The organism is Rhizobium lentis (assembly GCF_014200175.1).
Taxonomy (GTDB): domain Bacteria; phylum Pseudomonadota; class Alphaproteobacteria; order Rhizobiales; family Rhizobiaceae; genus Rhizobium; species Rhizobium mulingense.
The window spans coordinates 1-20,633 of sequence record NZ_JACHBD010000020.1 but is presented as its reverse complement, the minus strand read 5'-3'; the positions used below and the strand labels follow the sequence as shown (position 1 = coordinate 20,633).

Genomic DNA, 20,633 nt, shown 5'->3' with positions numbered 1-20,633 from the left:
GAGCCGCTATTTCTCTGATAGACATGGCTTTGGAACTGGAGACGCCGCGATCACGGTGCGGGAAGACGCGCCCCCTGCGCTGCGGTATGCGCTCGCCGAAATTGCCAAAAGGCCGGCCTTTCCCCCACATCGATCAGGAGTATCGTTTGTGGTGTCCTGTTTGAGGCGCCCGACCCGAACAACTGGTCCGAGTACCCAAACATTTGGGACGAAGTCCTTGGCCTCCTCGATGCCTGTGAATGGTACAAGGTCTACGACATCGCGGAGACCATCTGGCGCAGCCTTGAGTATCGGGACGTCGAACAGGAACTGTTCGAGGCGGAGCTCAATCGCCTTTTCCGAGAAAAGGGCATCGGCTGGGAGCTGAAGAGCCCCTTGGGGATTGTTTTTCGTGGCGATGCGAACTTCACCAATGCCACGGAAAAGCCGTCGTTGTCTTTCAGGAAACGGATCGGGAAACGGCCGCAGCCGAGATACGCGAGGCGCTCAAGGACATCTCAAGGCGGCCGGCCCCCGATCGTACTGGGGCGATTCAACATGCAATGGCTGCAGTCGAGTGCGCTGCCCGTGATCTGACCGGCGAACCGAACCTTACTCTTGGCCGGTTGATCCCAAGGCTCAATGTTCCTCGTCCGCTGGATACCGCGCTCGAAAAGCTCTGGGGTTATGCGTCCGAGAACGGGCGTCACATTCGGGAAGGGACAGAGCCCAGCGCCGCTGAAGCCGAGCTTGTCGTGAGCATCGCGTGTGCTGTCAGCGTATTTCTGATCCAGCGAGAAACCGAAATTCATGACCGCCGGACATGACGGAGTTATTTCAACCAATGATCAATTCGCGGGGAGACCGGAGCTTTCCCTGTACATGTGCGCGGATTAGGACGCGGCTTCAGTATCGGTGAAACGGTGGCGACGGACGCTGTTCCTGTCGGTCTGGTATTGGACCGCTCCAACTGTATGGATTTCCACCGATTGCGGATCGACTTCAAGGGTAAAATCGCGTCGGTCGGGGTCAGTGGGATCGTAGGCTTGTTGGAACCACGGCCTGGTGGCGTGAGCAGGCGGCTCCGGGGGTGTTCGGGGCACGCGTTCGTAGATCGAATAGTCGCTCTCCCAGCCATCTTCGGTGGCGTAGCCGTCGCTGACTTCGATCGCCGTTCCGCGGGGCAAATCCATTGGTCTGACACGAGAGGCCTTGTGAAACAGCACGACGTTGTGGGCATCACCCTTGGACTGGACGGAGGGAAACAAGATCCCGTCAATTTCCGGATTTTCGAGTGTCGCAAGAAAATCCGCGATTGCTTGGGTCACGAGATATCCAAGATGCTCGTCATCAGGCATGACCGGCACCGTGATCCTCTCGCTTATTTGCCTCAGGAAATCGGCGCGCTGCAGCCGGTCGAGGAATGACGGGTCGAAAATATCGCCTAAAGTCATTGCGTCCCGCAGCGCCGTAAGATCGAGGAGGGTGACGGGTCGGATCACGTTGAAGCGGGCAACGGCGACGCTGCACCCGACAGGAGGGCGGACCTCTGCGAGCGCAACAAGCGGATCAGTCGCTCCGTAGAAGACCGCGATACCGTGCGCATTCATCCGCCCCGCACGCGCGACCGAGGCCGGCGGAGGACCAAGGTGGATGTCCGGCCGGCCCAGGGCGTCGTGAATGTCCCGGTATCGTGGAAACGAGCGGGCACGAAAAAGGCTCGAGATGGCAGACCCCGGACCGGCATCGAGCAGAACGGTTTTGTCGCCCCTCACCTTCAACGTGTCCAGGCCGTCAAAAAGCTCCGAGAGGTGAAGCATTGCTGAGCGGCTGAAGAAGCGTGCCTCCGTTTTCAAGGACCTTTCGAATTCATCCCATTCGCGGGTCCATCGGCCGCTGCCAACGGACTTGCGCTCGTAGAAAACTGTCTGCGGCAAACTCGGTCTCGTCGTCGAACATCATCGAGTCCCAGTCGCCGAACCGCTCTGCGAGGACCTCCCGAATATCCATGGCGATATCCTGTCCTATCGACGCAGCATAGGCGATCACATCATCGACCGGCTCACCTTCTCGGTCCCAGCTATAGGTCGATTCCCGGTCTGCCTGCATGGCGGTCTGCATGGAGTTCGGTTGATCGGGTGTGCGTTCGTAATGCTGCTCGAAGGCGATGGCGACGCAGTCGGCCATCTCGGATATCGTGAAGGTCGGCTCGTCAACGCCCGCGCAATAGGAACAGGAGGCGACGACCCCTTCCCGTTGGACCCGTTTGCTCAAGTAGTCATTGCCAATGCACTGAAAGCAGACCCTCTTGGTTTCGGTGCTTTCTTCATCGTCAGGATGCATGAGATAAGGGCTCCAAGGCTTTTTCGCCACGTAATCGGTCACCTCCGCGGGGGGCGCGAACCACGTGCTTTAAATTTCGACCCATAGGTGATGAACGCAGATGTCGCCCAGCCCGCGCTCACGAGCGTGCGTTGAGCTCAGGACTGCTGCCCTGTGAACGCGATCATGGCGCGACAAATCGAGCCGGTCTTGCAGGCTCCAGCCGGCAATACTGGCGCGTGAGAAGGCCCTGATCCACCGGTCGATCTTCTTGACCCAGTGGGTGATATCGTTCGTTTGGACATAGGCGATCAAGATCGCGCGGTCGTGGATGGCGCCATGATGACCGGACTTGAACCGCTGGACGCCGCCTGTCGAACCCGCCGCGACACGCAGATATTCGCGCTTGTCGCGGTCCCTGCCGGCGGGCGTCGGAAGTCGCTTGCATTCAATCGGAAGAAGCGGATCGAAATCTTCATATCGTCGCCCTCCCACCCAAATCACCTCACCGGCAGGCGCCGCGGCAAGATCGACGCGACGGCCGCGGTTGACCTCGTCCGGCTCCTCGACACGGAACTGCAGAATATCCCAACCGGCGCTTTTTCTGGCGACGCTGTTGAGATGCGCGCAAAGTTGAGATGTGAGTACCGTCTCGCCATCGGCTTGTGGCCGGGTCGGCCGGTCCCTCCAGGCGGGGAGCTGCTCGCAGACGAATTCGATCAACTGAATCAGCCAGGCTTTCGGCTTGTGAAGACCTGGGGAAAGCCCACCAGTTTGAACCTGGCCTGCGTCATCGTCAGCCAGCATTCAAAACCCCTGCATACGGAGGTCGGCGGCGACGTCATCGCTGTCGCGCAGCGCGACCGAGGGGAGCCAATAGCGCAGGCGGTTTGGTTTGAGGAGAAAGATGAAACGGCGATCGTAAATTCGAGCAATACGCGTGACCGATAGGGAAGATCCCTTCTGTTGGCGCAAAAGCGTGTCGAGCTTTCCGCGAAGATCGTCCTCACCCTGCCAGTCGACCTCTCCACCGCCAAACGCAAACGGCTGGCATACGATGCCTGGCCAGGCCTTCGGCGGCAGGGCCAGAAGGGGATTGTCGTCATAGATCGCGTTGATCTGGTGCGTGAAGAGCTTGGTGAACGTTGTGAGCTCTGATCCCACCTCGTCACGCAGAGGGGCCGATTCACTGCCTCTGCGGATGAAGTCGCGATAGTGGTGAACAACATCGCGCGCCACGACATGCTCGTTTTCGCTGAGATCAAGGTCGCCATTTTCAGGGTATGGCAACGCCAGCACATCTGCCCCCGCGACATTGGTTGCCTTCTGTGTGAAAAGCTTCGTGCTGACGCCGGCAACAAAGGCTCGCAACGCGACCGACTGCGCCCCAAGCCACTGGTCGACCGCCTTGAGTTCGTCCAAGGGCGCCTGAGCAAACCCGACGATCTGGTTTTTAAACGCCAGGTACCCATCCGACCAGACCGCATGCGGCAGATCCATATGTTCGCGGATCAGAAGGAACGGCGGACTGAACAGCTCGCGCGAGCGCGGCCGCTCTATCGGCTTGTCGGGAACGATCGAGATTTGATCCCTATCGATGCCGCTGAGCGTGAGTGCCTCGGATGGAAGCCAGGGCTTTCCGATGACGTGGCTCGCATCCAAAGAGACGCCTTTCTTGCCCTCGACGAACCCTTCTCGCACAAGCCATCCCCGCTCTTGCGCGTACTCTCCGAGGGTCCGAAACTGCCTCAGGCGTTTCATGAGCCCGAACACCCGTGATCCGCCAAGCAGGTTTGCTCGCCACAGGTCGGGCCGCGTCTCCGTCAGGACGACACTTTGGGGTATCCAGTGCATGTCGTAATAGTCGATGTCGAAGCCCTGCTCGGCGTCGGCGCGACCGGCTCGGCGAAAGACGGCATGCAGGATTTTCCGGTCAGCTGGGGCTTGTGCTGCCTCGGCGACGACGGCGACGATTTTCGTGTCGGCACCGCCCTTGCTGAACAGACCGCGGATCGACACAAAGTCGAGGATCTCTCTGACGTCCCAGCGTGCGAAGAATGCCGCGCGCACCGGATCGGCACTCGCGTTGTAGATCAGATTGTATTGCTGGAGCATGCAGAGCACGCCGCCAGGGGAGAGCAATTCCATGGCCTCGTGCAAAAACAGATAGGCGACCTGTTTGTCAGCCAGGGGTCCATGCGTCTCGATATAGCGGAGGTAGCTTCTGCGCGCGCCCTCGGTCTTCAGAGACGACTCGAACGGGGGGTTGCCAACAACGACGCCGACGGGGCCTTCGATGCTGTGCTTCTCCTTCGTCTCGAAGAAGCAGCCTTCAATGAGCGTCTCATCCTTCAGTTTGGGGAAGAGGCGGACACTGGCGCGGATATCCTCCGGCTCGAGCGCGTCGCACAGGGCAAGGCAGAGACTGAAGGCAGCAAGCTCGATTGCGCCCCTTTCGAGGTCGACGCCGCGCAGGCGCTCGGTTAGAGACCGCAGGATCTCAACGGATGGCTTGGCCCAACCGTTTCGCGTGCGCCAATGCAAAACCAGCCGTTTGTATGCCTCGACGAGAAAGACGCCGGAGCCGCAGGCGGGATCGAGAATAAACTCGCCCTGATCAACCAGGCGGTCCAATCGCTTCCAGCTCAATGCTTCATCCAGCATCAATCTGACGAGGGCCGGCGGTGTATAGACGGAACTATCGGTATCGGTGACGAACAATTGGTAGATGTGGCTGATGACTTCAACGGGAAGGTCTTTGAACGAATAGAGCGCCCAGAGATTGAACTGACCACCGGTCTCTTCGCGTGCCTCCACGAGTTTGCTGAAGCCGCCCAATTCGGTGCTGCTTTCAAGTGCCTGACGATCCTCGTCATCGAGCGTGAACACGTGACCGTTAAACCGCTCCTCGAGAGCGCCCAGCAAGCGCACTAGCGCCGGTCCGTCCGCCAGGATGTGGAAGAAGCGGCGTGCACCTTCCTGGAATTGCCCGAAGAACGCCTCAGGGAGTGCCCCACGCTCCTCGAGATAGGCGACGAGAAGAGCGAGAATGAGCAAGCGTCGCCGGAGTTGAGCGTTCAGCAGCTTGCTTTTCTTCAGTCGGCCATGCAGCTCGCCGACTGCGTCAACGAGCCGACGGTGTGCTGATTTTGATGAGGACAGTAGCAATTTGCAGGCCTCGGGATCGTCCCAAAGCGTGTTATTTCGGATGCGCTCGGCATCCCACCATGCCTCTTGAGCGCTGATACGCGCAGCGATCGCAAGCGTCCTGATCGGCTTGCAGACAACCTCGCCGTTCGAGGACGCAAAGTCGGGATTATGTGCGCATCGAAAAAGCTGCACGAGGCCGGGGATCCGTCGATAAAGCAGGGGAACACCACCCCAGCTCCAAAGCCTCTTGTGAAGCTCGGCGAATGCGGGGTCGTCCGCCGATCCCTCCGATACGAAGACGAAGGCCTGGGGCGAGCCGTGTTGGCCCTGTCGCCCTGCTTCGAAAAAGACCGCGTGTGCGCCGTAGGCCGCGGCTTTTTCCATGATCACCACCTCTTCGGGCGGGCGACCTGCAGCTTTGTAATGTTCGACAATGACAAGTCCTTCGATCTGGGCCTCGTTTGAACCCAGCTGCGCCACCCACGCCGTTCCATCTCGGACAGGAGAGATCACCATTTTGGCACCCGGTTGGTCGCGCTCATGGCTCACGTTTGGCTTTGCTGAGCTCGAACCCTTCGCGGAGAAGTTCCAGCATGGTCACGCCTTGAGCGACCGCGTAGCCCTTGAACTCCTTCTTAAATTCGACAGGAACCTTGAAATTCAGGGTTTCGAGTTTCACAGCGCCTTTTGCCCTGTCCTGATCCGCAGAGCTATCGTTTTTAGACTGCGCCATCTCGCAAAGCATCCGCCTGTTTCCGTGAATCAGGAATAACAGATGTCGGGAAAGCCAGCAATCTGTCAACACAGAAAGACGAGACCGTCAAGGCCGCCGCATGGAGCCGAGCGGCACGCATATCCATGCGCCATACGCTCGCGGCCTCGCGTGTCCCGTTGTGATGCGTTCGTCGAATTTGCTTTATCGTGAGCGCGGAATCACGAGCGTTCGAATGAAATGGCCACGCAAGAAATTGTCAACGTAATAGTTCCAAAGCCTTGCAAGCCAGAAACCGACAAGGCCCGCCTCTTGAAGGGCTTCATAAGTCATCTTTGCTATTTTGATGAACAATGACATGCCATCGGGCCGGCGAAGAACGCCATTGAAAATTTGGCTGAAATAGCGTTCCCGCTTATCGACGAACTGTGGCCGGGTCCAGAATTGGCATGCCAGCTCGGAAGCGACAGGCACGAGCGAATTGGGATCCACGCGGGCATCTGTAATTGCTTCCGCGAGTGTATTGTAAGTATCGTCATCCATCGTCGTTGCAAGAATGAGCTCGTCAGACCCCGAGGAAACAAAACCAATCCGCTGGCGCCGAAGTTTGACGAGAAGACTGACGTAATCTTTGCCAGAAAGGGCTCCCTCTTCCCTGAGCTTCATCAGGAGCGGCTGGGTCCAGGAGGATGACGTTACGCCAAGAGCGGCCGCTATCATCCTGACACGCCGGTCCTCGGCGATGATCGTTGACCCTGCCTCCAAAGCAGTCGCTATCGTGTCGATCGTCGAAGCCGACAAAAGATCTTCGATCTTGTCCCTCGTGTTAGAAAGCGGGGCTGTCGGGATGAGGTCCGTGTGGGCGCGAACCCACACAAGCAGGGCATCGTTTGCCTGGAGGAGCGCTTCACGTTGTTCCTCCGTTGATTTGATCATGATGACGCCGCCGTCGCGAGCCTCGAGTGCGCCACCTTCTTGGCTAAGGGCTTGTCGGGCGTTGTCTGTACGTTGAGCAAACTCGTCGATCGTTGCCTGAACGACCTGTACTCTAAGGGGCATCCGCCCTGCAATTTCGAGAAAGCCGATTTCCTGCCAAAGAGCGATGGTGAGGGCGTCGACGAGAACCGTCGAGCGCCCTTCGAGGCTTTCGAAAGCGAGCTGGCGTTCGAAGTGGTCGCCAAGACAGCTGTCGAACCAGACGTCGGACTGAAAACGCAGACCGCGTGAGGTATCGATTGCATCAGACCCTAGGGCCTTGGCGATAGTGTCGACCGGGATCGGATTTTCCTGGTAGATCTTGACGGCATCAGACACGAGCCGAGACCGTTCGCGAGCCTGCTCAAAAATCGGCTGGAACGGCTCCTTGCTTTCCAGATCGAGGGTAAAACGGCCCATCGCCCGGCTCGTGGGGAAGAGACGCGAATGCGCGTTGAGTGCTCGGCGAAACAGATCAACGAACTTGTGAACGATGGCGACGATCTCCCACCGGACAGGCTGAGCGATGTTGGACAGTTCAACGAACGTACCGACCTTTTCGCCAATCAGGCTCTTAGCGAAGTCATGATCGGCCGCCAGGATTTCTACTCCTGGCATCGGACCTGCCCCGATAAGATATGCCGCCTTCTCACCCTGCTCGTCCTCCAGGTAAACGACTGCGTCCTCCCGGACGGTCTTTATCTCAAGAAACCTATCCTTCTTGAATTGCAGCAAGAAGAGAGAGAGATATCCCATGTGGAGTCGCTCGCTGCTTCCCCAATGTGCAGCTAGCGCGCCGTATCCGACCGCGATAGCGTCTCTGCGACGATTGTACCGGTTGAGAATTTGCGCCAGCTCCATCAGTTCGTCGGCGCTCCCATCAAAGGACGCCTTCGCTTTTCTTGCCCAGTCGGCGACGCGCTTCTCCCGGTCAGCCCGGATAGCCATCCTGACCCAATCGAGCCGCGAGCGAAGGTCCGTTTGATCGACTGCGACCGCCTTGTCGAGTACAGCCAGCGCCTCCTCGACGAGACCGGATCGCTCGTAGATAGCGGCGCCCAGTCGAAGCACTTCCGGTCGTGCAAGTACCCGGGGGCCGAGCGAACGGAATAGTTCTCGCGCAGCGGCGCGTTCGTCCGCACGGTATAGATAGAAGAGACGGCGACGGAGCGGTTCAGATGGCCGGTCAACCTGATAGAGACCGTCCAGAAGCTCGGCAGCAACGCCCCAGTCACCCTCGTCGGCGAAGGCATCGGCCAACTCGAAACGCTCTGTCGCATCGAGCCGCTCGCGTTCGAAGGCGCGAAGCTGCGCGAGGGCGTGCGACAGCGCCTGCTCGTTGCCTGCCCTGCGCGCAATCTCAGCGACCTGGGCCTCGAAGCCTATATTCGTCGCGAAGGCAGACCTGATGCTCTCCGCGACGGCGAGAGCTTCATGAGGCGTTTTAGAGCGCGAAATGGTGAGGATAATGAGTGTCGCCGCGCCGGCTTTTGTGCTCTCCGCGCCACTCGGATCGGAGAATGCCTTCTGAGCCCATCTCTCGGAGTCTTCAAACTTCCGATAGGTAGCGGCGACCGACGCTGCGAGGAACCACACCTCCGCATCGGCGTCGCTGCGTTCAGCCAGGGCTGTCGCCAGCCGAAATGCCGCCGCCACATCTTCCCGATGCATATGGGCGAAAATACACCGCTGTGCCAGAGCCAGATCGTCGGGCTCCAAAGCATGAACATCCATGGCGAAGATATCCGCCTCGTCATCATTCCCGACGAGCCGAAGGGCGGCGCTGAGATTCGCGGCGACAAACGCCCAATTATGCCGGTCAGGCCTCGTCTTTACCTGCTCCCATGCTCGGGTAAGCCTTGTTTTGGCCTCTTCGAGCAGAAATTGATCGGTGGGCGCGAGCGGCGCTCCCACACGGACCTCTTTGTTGTGTTCGAAGCGCACCAGGATTGCCTGACCAACGACCGCGTCCTTTCTCCAATCTTGCATCGCGATTGCCCGCGCGACACGCAATGAAGCTTCGTGATCGCCCTCCAAGCTGAAATACCGCCGCTGCAATGAGCTTGCGACGTCAACCTCAGCCGCCACCGCGGCGGCTTTTTGTTCGAGGTCCGCCGTCGACAGGGAGCGCGGCGCGCTCTCGAGAAAAATATTTACCGCCGGAAGGCAGGTCGCATCAATCTCGACGGCGCGCTCGGCGAGCTTGAAGGCTTCCACTTGCCGCCCACGAAGCATTGCCGCCCGTGCTTTATAGGAAAGCCCTTGCGCGGTGTCGGGATCGCTTTCACCCGCTTGAGCGAAGGCGTCTTCCGCGCCATCGAAATCGCCTGCCTGCGCCAAGGCAGCACCAAGGTTTCCATAAACTCTCATTTTTACGCGCCCAGGCGTCTCGATGGTGACCTCGGGAATGAGCGCGCGAAGGCTGTCCACGATATGCGGCCCGCTCCCGCTGCGGATCTGCTCGCGATACACGTCGAGCTTGGCGTCAAGGACCGTCGTCTCGCTGTTGGTCGCCACTTCTGTTGATGCGATCCGATAGGCTTCGAAAGCCGTCGTGATCTCGGCCTGGAACTTCGCCATGGGATCAGTAATGGGGCGGGCCGGGTTCAAAACGGGAGTGGTGGCGGGAATCTGGTTATGGACAAGCAACTCTTGCGCAAGGTCTGGATAGTTTTGCGCGCGCGTTACGATTTCTGGCCATGACCAGACAATCACGCGAAACAATCCATCTCGGGCATTCTCCGCCGTAAGTTCCTGGGCTTTTTGCTGTAGGGCGGCGTCGCGATCACCAGCGTAGGCGACGATCAAAATATCGAGCTTAGGCCGGTATTTTTTCGCTTTCTCGACTTCAGCAGCCAGCTCTGTGGCGGTTAGCTGACGAGGATCGTCTGTTTCCGATGCCTTGCACTGCATCCCCGCATGCGGGTAGTTGTTGCGGCTGTCGCGACCGACAATGTCCACGCCACGCTGGTTCTGACCGCTTCTTCCGAAGGCTTCAGCATAGTCGTCCTGCCAGTAATGGCGAACGAGCTTCAAGCAGAACTCCTGAAATACGAGTTCGCCCTTCAACCGCGTATGCTGGATCTCGGATGTTGTAACCATTGTGGCGCGGTCACTGCCTTTCAAGAAACGAAAGCTAGCCGGCCGTTAGAATCTTGAAGGCGGTAGGCGGATAGAATGCATTATTTGCCAGAAGATACAGCCCATTTACATCATGCGGGTTGTTTTTGCTTGTGCACAAACACGATTTCAGCAACTGAGACAAGATGGGAACGGCCGCATCGAAGGCCGGAGCCCCTTGCTCGATCAGGTCTGTGACGGCTTGTGCCATGCCATCCATCTTCAGACTACGCAGCATGATAACGACGGCGGCGCTGGCGGGATCATGACGCATGGCGACCTCCCACGATCCGGACACGCAAGCCATCGTACCGTTCTACATTGGCCTTGGGTTCCCGCAGCAAGGTCAGCGCCTGTGGCGTATCGATGTCAGGACCGGCGGTCGTCTTGCCGTCAATCAGCCGATGCAGCAGGTTCAAGACGTGCGTCTTGGTCGCCACGCCTGCATCCAGGGCCAATTCCACGGCCCTGACAACAACTTGTTCGTCTTGATGGAGGACAAGAGCAAGGATATCGGCCATCTCACGGTCCCCGCCGGCGCGGCGGAGCATCTGGTCCTGCAGTTGCCGGAAGGCCAACGGCAATTCCAGATGTTGATGATGACGGCGATCGTTGCGTCTGAACTTGCCGTGTCAACGAGTGCCGGGTAGCCGCGGATCACCCCGGCATTTTTCTCGGTCGCAAGCTTCGCATTGCTCATGCGCGCATCGACGCGCAGCAGCCTCAAAATGTTCCGGTCGATGTTATCAAGAGAGGTCATGGCAGAATCTTTTAAACCGCAGCACATTGTGCGACTCTATACTGATTTTCGCTCATTTTGAGCGCAAATTTCGCAGGCTCTTTCGCTGATTATTTCATATCTTTCGCTCAGTCTAGGGAGCGGAAGATGGACGACCTTCTATCGGCAAAACATGCAAGTGCCGGCGTCGCCGGGATCGGGGCGACGGGATATCTGGCGATCGATATCGCAGCACTTTGCCGCAACTACGAGAAGCTCGCCTCGATGATCACGCCGTGCAGCGCGGCCGCGGTTGTCAAAGCGGATGCTTATGGCCTTGGTGCGGAGCGCGTCTCGCGGGCGCTTTACGAACGGGGCTGCCGCCATTTCTTCGTTGCCCAGTTCATTGAAGCGCAGGAGCTCCGGCTTGGTGCTCGCGCCCGATGCGCAAGTCTTCGCGCTGAACGGTTTGCAGCCCGGAACCGAGCTCGCAAGCACCGAGATGGGCATCATCCCCGTTCTCAATTCTCTGGAGCAAATATCGCCGGTGGTCTGCGACCGCGCGCTCGCTTAAACGCACCCTTCCCGCAGTCGTGCAATTCGATACCGGCATGTCACGCCTCGGCTTTCCACCGGAAGAGCGCCCTGCACTCGCCAAGGCTCTGGATGAGCATGGCAACGTCGAAGTCCTGTTCATCATGAGCCATCTGGCCTCCGCCGACGAACGCGATGCGACCCAAATCACTGAACAGCTGGCGGAGATTGGGCGCATCGCCGACGAGTTCTCTGGCTTCGACATCTCCTTTGCCAACTCCGGCGGCGTGTTCTGGGCGATGCTTACCATGGCATCCTGGCCAGACCAGGGATCGCGCTTTATGGCGGGGCGCCGACGAGCGGGGAGCCCAACCCTATGGAGCAAGTCGTCAGTCTCGAGGTGGCGGTTGTGCAGACACGCACTTTGCCGGCGCGCACAAAGGTCGGCTACAGCGGCGTTCATGTGACCGAAGGCGTGACACGACTTGCGACGATTGCTGCCGGCTACGCCGATGGCCTCCCGCGCGCCTTGAGCGGACGCGGCGCCGTCTATTATCGAGGCATCCGCCTGCCGATCGTGGGGCGTGTCTCCATGGACAGCATCACGATCGACGTGTCCGCCCTGCCGGAGGACGCATTGAGCCTGGGAAATCTCGTCGAGGTCATCGGTCCGCATCAGTCGCTCGAGGACATTGCACGCGACGCAGGTACGATCTCCTACGAGATCCTGACCGGCCTCGGCCACCGCTATTACCGGCACTATCGTTAAGAGAACCCTCGGCGGCCCGGCATCGTCGGTGTCACATCCGCCTACCAGCTAGCCAAGGGCGGCCATGAGGTGACGCTTACGCAGGCGCTGAAAATGCATATCAAGAACACCAAAATGTTCGGCGATCTTGCAGCCGCCGCGGGCGCCTCGATACCCCCAGACGCTTTCCGGTTCACAATCCCTCTACCGGTGAATTGCTGGCAGAATTGCCGGACATGCAGGCCTCGGGTGTGGCGCTCGCAATCGACCGGGCTGATGCCACAAGAGAGCGTTGGGCGGATCTGACTGCGCGCGAGCGCTCCGACATCCTATGGCGATGGCACCAGCTGATTGTCGATCACATCGATGATCTGCCGCTATTCTGACCTGCGAAATGAGCAAGCCGCTTGCCGAGGCGACGTCGGAGATTTCCCATGCTGCGGCTTATGTCAAATGGTATGCGGAAGAGGCGAACCGCATCTACGGCGAGACGATCCCGGCGCCGTCCACCGGAAGACGACTGCTGGTGATCAAGCAGCCGGTTGGCGTCGTCGGCGCCATCACGCCCTGGAATTTTCCGGCCTCGATGGTCGCGCGCAAGATTGCGCTGGCGCTGGCAGCCGGCTGCACGGTCGTTCTGAAGCCCGCAGAGCAAACCCCGCTTGTCCAGGCGCTATGTTCGCGCTTGCACGGATGGCCGGTTTTCCGGAAGGTGTGCTCAATCTGATTCGGACGGGGATGCCGTCGGCAAGGAGCTTTGCTCCAATCCGAAAGTTCGCAAGATCAGCTTCACTGGATCGACGGAGGTCGGCCGGCTGCTGATGCGCCAATGCTCCGACCAGAGCAAGCGGGTCAGTTTTGAGCTCGGCGGCAACGCGCCCTCGGCTCAGCCACGGGTGCTGAGTTTGGCGAGAAGAACCCGATGCGGCTTGCTCATCGCAACGGTTACCGTGATCGGGATTTGGAGACCCGAGCCGGAACGGTCGAGCTTCGCATTCCCAAGCTCCGCAAGGGCAGCTACTTCCCGAGCTTTCTCGAACCCCGTCGCATGGCCGAGAAGGCTCTGACGGCGGTTATCCAGGAAGCCTACATCCAGGGTATCGACCCGATCGGTCGATGATCTGGTCAAGGTCATGGGTATGAGCGGGATCTCCAAGAGCCAGGTGAGCCGTCTATGCGAAGAGATCGACGTCAAGGTGAAGGCGTTCCTCGACAGGCCGATTGAAGGCGAGTGGCCGTACGTCTGGGTGGATGCGACCTACCTCAAAGTTCGGCGCGGTGGACGTGTTGTTTCAGTCGCCGTCATCATCGCAGTCGGCGTCAGCAACGATGGTCGGCGGGAGCGCCAGGTCACAAAATCTATCCCTACCTCCTGCGAAAGCTGGCGGTCACCCGGCCCAACCAGGTCTGGGTAAGGACATAACGTACGTTCCGATGGCTCGCGGTTTTGTCTATCTCTGCGCCGTCGTTGACTGGTTCAGCCGGAGGGTTCTGTCGTGGCGGCTGTCGATCACGATGGAAGCAGCCTTCTGCATCGAAGCAGTCGAGGAAGCGCTGGCCCGTTTTGGCAAGCCCGGCATATTCAATGCCAACCAGGGCTCGCAGTTCACCTCGATGGACTTCACGGCAATCAGGCTTGCTTCAACGCGCTGGTGCCGATGATGGTGGCAGCATAATCGAGGCGGAAGTCCACTTAGCGAAACGCCCGGAACTGTTCAGACAAACTGAACCACCTCTTGTACTGGTGGGCGGCACTGATTAGTCCTGATTATCAAGGGTCGGAAATGGTGTGATCGACCAAATAATTGAATCGACTGCTCGCTGAAGTATCGCCGCAGTCTGGTCAGCGCTGGCTGACGCGGCAATGACATGCCCGATCTTGTCTAAGTAATCGCCTTTCCTGACTATCGGCGTCTTGGGGTGGACATACAATTTGATCTCAGCGACACCTGGTATGGCAGCCGCCTGAGTGTCGCCATCTATCCAGTCGAGAATACCATCTCGATCAGGGACCAGGCTTTCCGCGGCCGCAGTTCGCGAATACCTTCTGCTCAAGTTCCAGTCGTCGCCGATGACAAGCTTAATGTGTTCGGTGATGAGATCGACACCGTAAGCCAGCTGAACCAGTTGAGGATCGGGCGTTCCAGCAAGACGGGGATTGACTTCAATGACCACAGGGCCAAGCTTTGTCCACCGGAATTCAATGTTCGTTGGCCCCCAGGTAAGGCCAAGAGCTTGCAAACAATTCAGCGAAACATCGGCGATGCGTTTGTGCTCGTCATCAGTCAGCGGGGCCGGGTAGTTCAACTGACGACAGACAAAATGCGGTGGAGGGCCGTATAGAGCCGCGCCAATCGCTATGACCTCACTTCCCATTATCTGAGCGATGTAGAGGGGCCCCTGGGCGAATTCCTCGATCAGTATCCTCGGCGAAGACCGCCATACATAATTCCCGCCCAACAGATAGCGCGTGTGTTCGGCTAGCTCGTCGACATTGCGGCACAATCGGACACCGCTGCTGCCGCTGCCTTCGGCTGGCTTCACAACCACCGGCAAACCAATCTCCCCGGCAGAGCGTTCTGCGTCTGCCGCATTCTCCGCGAGACGATAAGCAGGTATCGGAACGCCGGCCTCTGCGAGGAGCTGCCGTTGGGCGAACTTGTCGCTGCATCGTTCAATCGACCCGGGGTTTGGTCCAGGGAGATCGAAATGCCGGCAGAGCTTTCCAGCCATCGCATAGGCTGACTCGTCAGCGCGCGAAAATCCCGTAATGCCGGCAATGTCACAGGTCACACGCAACTGGGAACATTCGCGAATCAGCGCATCGACATCGTCTGTATCGACGAGGATCGCCTCAAGTCCTTCCGCCGCAAGATAGTAGTACTGAGCTGGATCAGCCGACAGGGTAATCGGAAGAAGACCGATACGTTGGGCCGCTTGGACGTATAGCAGGCCCATACGCGTATGGCCCTCAATCAAGATGAGCGCTCTTCTAGCCATCAGCTGCCAATCCTCCGTGGTGTAGTGCAGGGCGCGCTGAGATATTGGTCGTCACCCGCCTCTCCTCGTTGACATGGGGGCACTTCTACGCTTCGTTAGGGGGTCAGTTTCTGATTTCGCCCGACAAACTTGAAACGCGCAATGCTTTGCCGGCCATCTACACTGACGGGCACCTCGCCCTGAACGGTCGCGCGACGGACGATGCGGCGTTCGTCGCCGTAATCCTTGGTCGCACAATGCATTGTGGCTCGGTTGTCCCAGATAGCAACATCCCCCTCGTTCCACTTCCACCGCACCGTGTTTTCTTGCGCGATGATATGAGACTCAAACAGATCGAATAGCCTCTCGCCGTCATCTTTCGAAACACCAACAAAACGTGCTACATAAGAGCCGAGAACAAGGGTGCGCTCGCCGGTCTCGGGGTGAACCCGTACGACAGGATGTTCTGTCTCAATCTTCTGTCCGGTATACTCGTCATAAGTCTTTCTATGCGCTCCGGGGAAGCTGTGAACAGCCCAGAGGCCGTCCGCAAGCCGTTGCAGCGGCAGCGGCAAGTCCAGATATGCGGCCGCCGTGTTTGACCACACCGTGTCGCCGCCTACTGATGGGATGACAACGCCTCGCAGCACCGAAATTTTGGGATAAGCATCCATGCAAGACCAATCGATGTGCCAAATGTCAGCCTGGACATCTTTGCCCGCGGAATCAATCTCGAAGATCGGCGTCGTTCCCTCCGGATAGGGCGAAGGCTTCCCAAAACGATGAGCAAAGCGCTGTTGCTCGTCGTCGGCGAGATGGCCTTGGTCGCGGAAGAAGATGACTTTGTGCTCAAGCACCAAGGCGTTTATCGCAGCGATGGTCTCGTCCGGCAAATCGGCCGACAGCTTGATGTTCGTGATTTCAGCGCCGATGCGCGCTGTGCATTTGACGACGTCGGTAGGTGGAACGACATTATCGATCAAGTCCATTTCTCTCATGGTGGCATTCTCCAAAGTTGCTTTCGCCATGCAAAGCTATTCAACTGAGACAAGAAAGCATTCATGGCTTTGAAAGCGAACGGCCAATATTACGATTCTGCTATCATGTGTCGACAGTTCTTGAGAGGCTACCAGAATGTCCCTCTGGAACCAGATAACGGAGCCAAGATCTCCGATCAGTGACACTCCTCCGGCTGAACGACAAGTGTTTTCGACTGCCTGAGCCGCCGCAGGGATCCATGATCGCGACTGATTTTTCTCAGAAGAAGTGCGCCAACTCGGTCCTTGCAAGCTCCAAATTCTATGGTGTATATCCTTCGTTCGTGGCATACTCACAGAGTTTCTTACTGGATCGCACTCGCTATGGCTGACTTCCCAATCTTGCCTCCTGTTTGCGGATGGGTAGTGCTATCATATCTCCATTGCCACCGCGCCTACCTCTCCTGGTGGGTTGATCTCACCCGAGCTAAATCGGGCGACGTCTCGGCTTAGAAATCGCCTTGCCGCTGAACCCATAAGGCGCGGACGAATGCGCTTTGAGACGCATTCGACTTCACACGCATGAAAGAAAGGAGTTACATTCAGGTTGATGGGGTGGACGCCCCCTCACGGCATCGCTGTGGCAGAGTGGGGGTGTCGATCATCATTTGAACGGAGGCGTCCATGTTGGAAGTTAACACAATCGGATTGGATCTGGCGAAGAACGTGTTCCAGGTGCACGGTGCAGATGCGCCTGGATCTGTATTGTTTCGAAAGAAGCTTCGGCGCGATCAGGTCGTTCGCTTTTTTGCGACTCAGCCGACCTGCACAGTTGCAATGGAGGCGTGCGCCGGCAGCCATTACTGGGCACGGGAAATCAAGGCATTGGGGCACGATGTCCGACTAATCGCTGCTGGATACGTGAAACCGTTCGTAAAGTAATGGTCACCTGACCATTACTTCACTAATCATCAGGTGACGATAATGCGAAGGAACACGCGCAGATCGCCTTGATTGCAGGAGCCTCCACCCATAATTCCTTCGCATTATTTTAGACGTATCGAGCCAGGCGAGCAAGCTCGTATCCCGCTTTGAAAGCGTGTGATCCCATGGCGACGTGCCGTTGCGGTGACCTGACGCGGGGCGGAATAACTCTCCGCCACGATCGCAAGTTTGGCCTCGTTGCTGAAACGGCGACGCCGCCCGCTATCGACAATCTCCATACGGCTAACTTGCGGCCGCTTCTCTATCGTTAAACCCACGGTTCTCACACTGTCTATATTGACGTCCATATAGACAGAACACCCAGTTCGCCTCACTTCTCAGCAAGGCGGCCCTCCTCGGATGCGTACCCTTTACGAGCTGTCCACCCTGGGAATATACGCCCATCGGACCGCGGCTCGCGGTAGCGGACGGACTTAATGCGATCGAGCAGGTCCACAAGATTGGCATCGAGGTTCGCTTCATGGACCTCCGCGGTGATGCCGTCGATGCTAGCGCCGTCCTTGTGGGTCAGCCTGGAGGGCCGTTTTCATCCAGCCCACCTCGATGATGTCGTGCAGTGAAACCACGCGCCCCTCCGTCTTCGTGTTCGCCGAACCGCTTCAACGAGTGCGGAGGAGGCTCGTTAAGCCTGGGAGCACTTGGCCGGCCGGCTCCCCATGCCGCTTCACGAACGCCCTTGCCAGTGCCAATGCATGACTTGCTTCCGGCTGGCGGGGCTGCGGCTCTATCGAGAGGGGGGTCGAATCCTCTGTATCGCTTCGAAAGGCCTCAGGGTCACGCGTCAATCGTCACCCTTGTCGAATCCAAAGCCGCGCTGCTTGGTCTTCCGCGCCCCGCAACCGCTGCGTCAACACCGCCGTGCGGTGCCCTGTCCTCGAAAGGACACCATAGAACCCCATTCGCACCCGCGGCGCTTAGCCCGACACGCTTTTAGCTTACCGCCGCAATCCGCGTCGATTCGCTCCCTAAGGTCGAAGACCGCAACAAACTAAAACGCTCTGCAATACGCACATTTTTTGGCATAATCGGAAAAAGCAAACTCTTTGCCAGTTCCGTGGCGCCGACCGGGCCGCCGTCGTACCCACGCTCATCGTGTCGCCCGGCTCAACGGCGTGGACCCAAAGGCGAGGCTCCCCGACATCGTTGCCCGCATACCCAATTTTCCGGTCTTGCGTCTGCGTGCAATGCTCGATTGGTAGTGGAAGAGTCTTTGCCAGGCCGAATACCCCGCTTTCAGCAGGCGATCTAAACCCGCTTGTCGCCAGCGCCGCCCGCGTGCGTTACTTCATTCCGCGTCCCTCGCCGGATGCGCATCCATTTATTTTACTTGGAGGGGCGATACTATCATCCTAGATAGTGGCACGGCCGGTGCTTGCTTGATAAAACCGGGGAACGCCATGAGAATCCGACTTAGCAGTGACTTGTCGAGGCGACCATGGGATCACAGCACTCGTTAAGTACGGGCGGGTGATATGATGCGATCATCTGTTGATGAGGACCATGCTTTAAAACAACCCACTCACGGTCCTGACTTCGAGGGCGTGTGGTATCAAACGTAGGAGATTGCAGTCATGCTAAGAAGCGCGCTCATACTGGTTGAAGGTTCGAGGGGCAATGGTCCGCTGTACGTCCAAGCGGCCGAGCGCCTCGGTCTTCATCCAATTACTCTGTCGAGAGATCCAGGCAGGTACGATTATCTTGCAGCGGAAGGGATGGAGGCAATACGTGTCGATACGGACAGTCTCGATGCGCTGATCCGCGAATGTTCCCAGCTGGGAGGGACGTATGACATTGCCGGCATTAGTGGCTTCCCGACCCCCAGCGAGTCGGTCTGTGCGACAGCCGCCAGGCTCTGCAGGTATTTCGATCTACCGGGACCGGACCCCGAATCAATTGAACGATGTTGTGACAAATTCGTTCAACGTCAGTTTCTCTCGAAGGCTGGCGTTCCGATACCCGCTTTTCGCTTGGCAGAAAATGCGAGGGACGTAGCAAGTGCTGCCACAGAGATCGGTCTTCCGGTCATTCTCAAACCAGCCATAGGCATCAACAGCAGTGGCGTCAGATTGTGCCGCGATCTCAACGAGGTAGCCGAACATGCGACTTATCTGCTGGGAGGGAAGAAACACATTTGGCGGTCTTCGCCGCGGATACTGATCGAAGAATTCGCACAAGGCCCACATTATATAGCTCATACAATGGGAAATGAGGTCATTGGGATTGAGGTCGCTGACTTCGACCGCCCACCACATTTCGTGTTTCGTGAGGGTATGTTCCCGGCTCCGCTGACTGATGACGAGCATGAACGTATCGCCGACGTTTCCCGCGGCTGCTTGAGAGCTCTCGGGCTTACCTGGGGGCCAGCGAACATTGAACTCCGGTGGACGAAGCTTGGTCCAGTCGTAATAGAAGTCAACCCGCGTCTTGCTATCACTCCTCTTTCGGTCAAGTTGGCGTACGGTGTCGATCTCGTGACCGAGCACATCAAGCGTGTCATCGGCGACGAATGGGATTTAGGAAGAAAACACTCGTACATTGCAGTATGGCGTTCGCTACTTCCTGATCGCGATGGCATACTCGATTGGATCAATGGCGGCAGTCAAGCGGCGGCCCTTCCCGGTGTCGCTCAGGTCAAATTGTATGTTGAACCCAAGGCGCCGATCATCAGGAACGGCGATGGACGAGACTGTCTCGGACATATCAATGTCGTCTCACCTACCCCTGCCGAGGCTGAGGCGATACTTCAGCGTGCGGCGGATTTGATCGAGTGGTCGATCACGCCATTTACCTCCCTTGGGGAACAGCAAGAGGCTGCGGGGCCCCCTACCTCTTTACACCAACCAGGTGGCGCCATGCAATTGAAGAGCATCGCCCAACATTAATGCAGAACGAGGACGACACGGTCGGAGGTCCGCGATGTTGTTGTGTTGGTTCATGCAAATCTGTTGTTATCCCACTCGCGCTGGCCGTCATTCCCCCAAATGCTTGGCTTAGGGGCGGCGCGATCTTAGAAATTAAAGACATCCGAACATGCCGCTCGTCCTCTCTAGAGCAGATCCTGTGAACGATGAATCAAACGTGATGTGACGAGGGCGACCGAAAGCTGATTCAACTTCTCCACGGTTGGGAGGTTAATGATGGCACGAGCACTGAGCGATGATCTTCGATCACGTGTATTGAAAGCGTCTGCTGCCGGTATGTCTGCGCGCCAGACCGCTGGTCGGTTCGGGGCTGGGGTTTCCACGGCGATCCGGTGAATTGCAAGAGCCAGAGATGGCGAGCCGACGTCACGGCCCCAGGGTTGGAGACGGCCCTCTGCTCTAGATGTGGAGCCTCAACAGGTTGTCCTTGATTAGGCCGAGTCTACTGACGGGCGGTTTGGATTGTAGGCTGCCGTGCGGGCGATGCCAATTG

Annotated in this window: 11 protein-coding genes and 10 pseudogenes; 9 read left to right on the top strand and 12 right to left on the bottom strand. The window is 58.1% G+C overall.

What is annotated here, in order from left to right; translation table 11 throughout:
* The first annotated feature begins 132 nt into the window (after positions 1 to 132).
* Together GGI60_RS32845 and GGI60_RS29390 are read left to right on the top strand one after the other, a co-directional pair.
* Positions 133 to 576, top strand: coding sequence for an AbiJ-NTD4 domain-containing protein (locus GGI60_RS32845; protein ID WP_183919948.1), 444 nt, complete (start codon positions 133 to 135; stop codon positions 574 to 576).
* Positions 543 to 806, top strand: coding sequence for a hypothetical protein (locus GGI60_RS29390; RefSeq protein WP_183919900.1), 264 nt, complete (start codon positions 543 to 545; stop codon positions 804 to 806). Before GGI60_RS32845 ends, GGI60_RS29390 begins: the two co-directional genes overlap by 34 nt.
* Positions 807 to 872: 66 nt before the next feature.
* Here the strand turns inward: GGI60_RS29390 and GGI60_RS29385 are convergent, their stop codons facing one another.
* From GGI60_RS29385 to GGI60_RS29345, 9 genes and pseudogenes are all read right to left on the bottom strand, one after another.
* Positions 873 to 1,835 (bottom strand): RES family NAD+ phosphorylase, encoded by a 963-nt coding sequence (locus GGI60_RS29385; RefSeq protein ID WP_183919898.1) that lies wholly within the window; start codon positions 1,833 to 1,835, stop codon positions 873 to 875.
* Positions 1,836 to 1,848: 13 nt separating this feature from the next.
* Complete coding sequence (locus GGI60_RS29380; RefSeq protein WP_183934981.1) at positions 1,849 to 2,352, bottom strand: hypothetical protein; 504 nt, start codon at positions 2,350 to 2,352, stop codon at positions 1,849 to 1,851.
* Between the two features lie 39 nt (positions 2,353 to 2,391).
* Positions 2,392 to 3,108, bottom strand: coding sequence for a hypothetical protein (locus GGI60_RS29375; protein WP_183919894.1), 717 nt, complete (start codon positions 3,106 to 3,108; stop codon positions 2,392 to 2,394).
* Positions 3,109 to 6,000, bottom strand: a complete 2,892-nt coding sequence (locus GGI60_RS29370) for an Eco57I restriction-modification methylase domain-containing protein (RefSeq protein WP_312862822.1) — start codon at positions 5,998 to 6,000, stop codon at positions 3,109 to 3,111.
* Entirely contained in the window at positions 5,990 to 6,184 is a 195-nt protein-coding gene (locus tag GGI60_RS29365; protein WP_210314607.1) for a hypothetical protein, read from the bottom strand. The genes GGI60_RS29370 and GGI60_RS29365 overlap by 11 nt, the downstream gene beginning before the upstream one ends.
* A 183-nt stretch (positions 6,185 to 6,367) precedes the next feature.
* Positions 6,368 to 10,174 carry a PIN domain-containing protein gene (locus GGI60_RS29360; protein WP_246720522.1) on the bottom strand — a complete coding sequence of 1,269 codons (3,807 nt, stop codon included), beginning with the start codon at positions 10,172 to 10,174 and terminating at the stop codon, positions 6,368 to 6,370.
* A 208-nt stretch (positions 10,175 to 10,382) separates the two neighbouring features.
* Positions 10,383 to 10,532, bottom strand: a pseudogene (locus GGI60_RS29355) (ATP-binding protein); the annotation flags it as partial.
* Positions 10,522 to 10,845 (bottom strand): annotated as a pseudogene (locus tag GGI60_RS32295) (IS21 family transposase); the annotation flags it as partial. The pseudogenes GGI60_RS29355 and GGI60_RS32295, both read right to left, overlap by 11 nt.
* 2 nt (positions 10,846 to 10,847) lie before the next feature.
* Positions 10,848 to 11,018: pseudogene (locus tag GGI60_RS29345) on the bottom strand (AsnC family transcriptional regulator); the annotation flags it as partial.
* A gap of 126 nt (positions 11,019 to 11,144) precedes the next feature.
* Between GGI60_RS29345 and alr the strand changes: the two are divergent.
* The 4 pseudogenes from alr to GGI60_RS29315 form a co-directional block, all read left to right on the top strand.
* A pseudogene (alr, locus tag GGI60_RS29340) lies at positions 11,145 to 12,279 on the top strand (alanine racemase).
* 114 nt (positions 12,280 to 12,393) lie between these two features.
* Positions 12,394 to 13,139 (top strand): annotated as a pseudogene (locus GGI60_RS32290) (aldehyde dehydrogenase family protein); the annotation flags it as partial.
* An 11-nt stretch (positions 13,140 to 13,150) separates the two neighbouring features.
* A pseudogene (locus GGI60_RS29320) lies at positions 13,151 to 13,601 on the top strand (transposase); the annotation flags it as partial.
* Positions 13,592 to 13,890, top strand: a pseudogene (locus tag GGI60_RS29315) (DDE-type integrase/transposase/recombinase); the annotation flags it as partial. The pseudogenes GGI60_RS29320 and GGI60_RS29315, both read left to right, overlap by 10 nt.
* A 126-nt stretch (positions 13,891 to 14,016) precedes the next feature.
* Here the strand turns inward: GGI60_RS29315 and GGI60_RS29310 are convergent.
* Both GGI60_RS29310 and GGI60_RS29305 read right to left on the bottom strand, forming a co-directional pair.
* The gene (locus GGI60_RS29310) at positions 14,017 to 15,258 is read right to left on the bottom strand and encodes an acetyl-CoA carboxylase biotin carboxylase subunit family protein (protein ID WP_183919884.1); all 1,242 of its coding nucleotides are present in this window, start codon (positions 15,256 to 15,258) and stop codon (positions 14,017 to 14,019) included.
* A gap of 95 nt (positions 15,259 to 15,353) precedes the next feature.
* Positions 15,354 to 16,235, bottom strand: a complete 882-nt coding sequence (locus GGI60_RS29305) for a TauD/TfdA dioxygenase family protein (protein ID WP_183919944.1) — start codon at positions 16,233 to 16,235, stop codon at positions 15,354 to 15,356.
* Positions 16,236 to 16,898: 663 nt separating this feature from the next.
* On the opposite strand from GGI60_RS29305, the pseudogene GGI60_RS29300 reads away from it, so the two are divergent.
* Positions 16,899 to 17,153, top strand: a pseudogene (locus GGI60_RS29300) (IS110 family transposase); the annotation flags it as partial.
* 152 nt (positions 17,154 to 17,305) lie between these two features.
* Here the strand turns inward: GGI60_RS29300 and GGI60_RS29295 are convergent.
* Positions 17,306 to 17,506, bottom strand: a pseudogene (locus GGI60_RS29295) (transposase); the annotation flags it as partial.
* A gap of 1,284 nt (positions 17,507 to 18,790) precedes the next feature.
* Here GGI60_RS29295 and GGI60_RS29290 point away from each other — a divergent pair.
* On the top strand, positions 18,791 to 20,101 hold the full coding sequence (locus GGI60_RS29290) for an acetyl-CoA carboxylase biotin carboxylase subunit family protein (protein ID WP_183919880.1): 1,311 nt from the start codon (positions 18,791 to 18,793) through the stop codon (positions 20,099 to 20,101).
* A 255-nt stretch (positions 20,102 to 20,356) separates the two neighbouring features.
* Positions 20,357 to 20,566: pseudogene (locus GGI60_RS29285) on the top strand (IS630 family transposase); the annotation flags it as partial.
* Positions 20,567 to 20,633 lie beyond the last annotated feature (67 nt).

Bases quoted from the DNA above. Each gene is read 5' to 3' on its own strand.
- GGI60_RS29390 (WP_183919900.1), top strand. From the start codon at position 543: ATGGCTGCAGTCGAGTGCGCTGCCCGTGATCTGACCGGCGAACCGAAC.
- GGI60_RS29375 (WP_183919894.1), bottom strand. From the start codon at position 3,108: ATGCTGGCTGACGATGACGCAGGCCAGGTTCAAACTGGTGGGCTTTCC.
- GGI60_RS29365 (WP_210314607.1), bottom strand. From the start codon at position 6,184: ATGGCGCAGTCTAAAAACGATAGCTCTGCGGATCAGGACAGGGCAAAA.
- GGI60_RS29310 (WP_183919884.1), bottom strand. From the start codon at position 15,258: ATGGCTAGAAGAGCGCTCATCTTGATTGAGGGCCATACGCGTATGGGC.
- GGI60_RS29305 (WP_183919944.1), bottom strand. From the start codon at position 16,235: ATGAGAGAAATGGACTTGATCGATAATGTCGTTCCACCTACCGACGTC.
- GGI60_RS29290 (WP_183919880.1), top strand. From the start codon at position 18,791: ATGCTAAGAAGCGCGCTCATACTGGTTGAAGGTTCGAGGGGCAATGGT.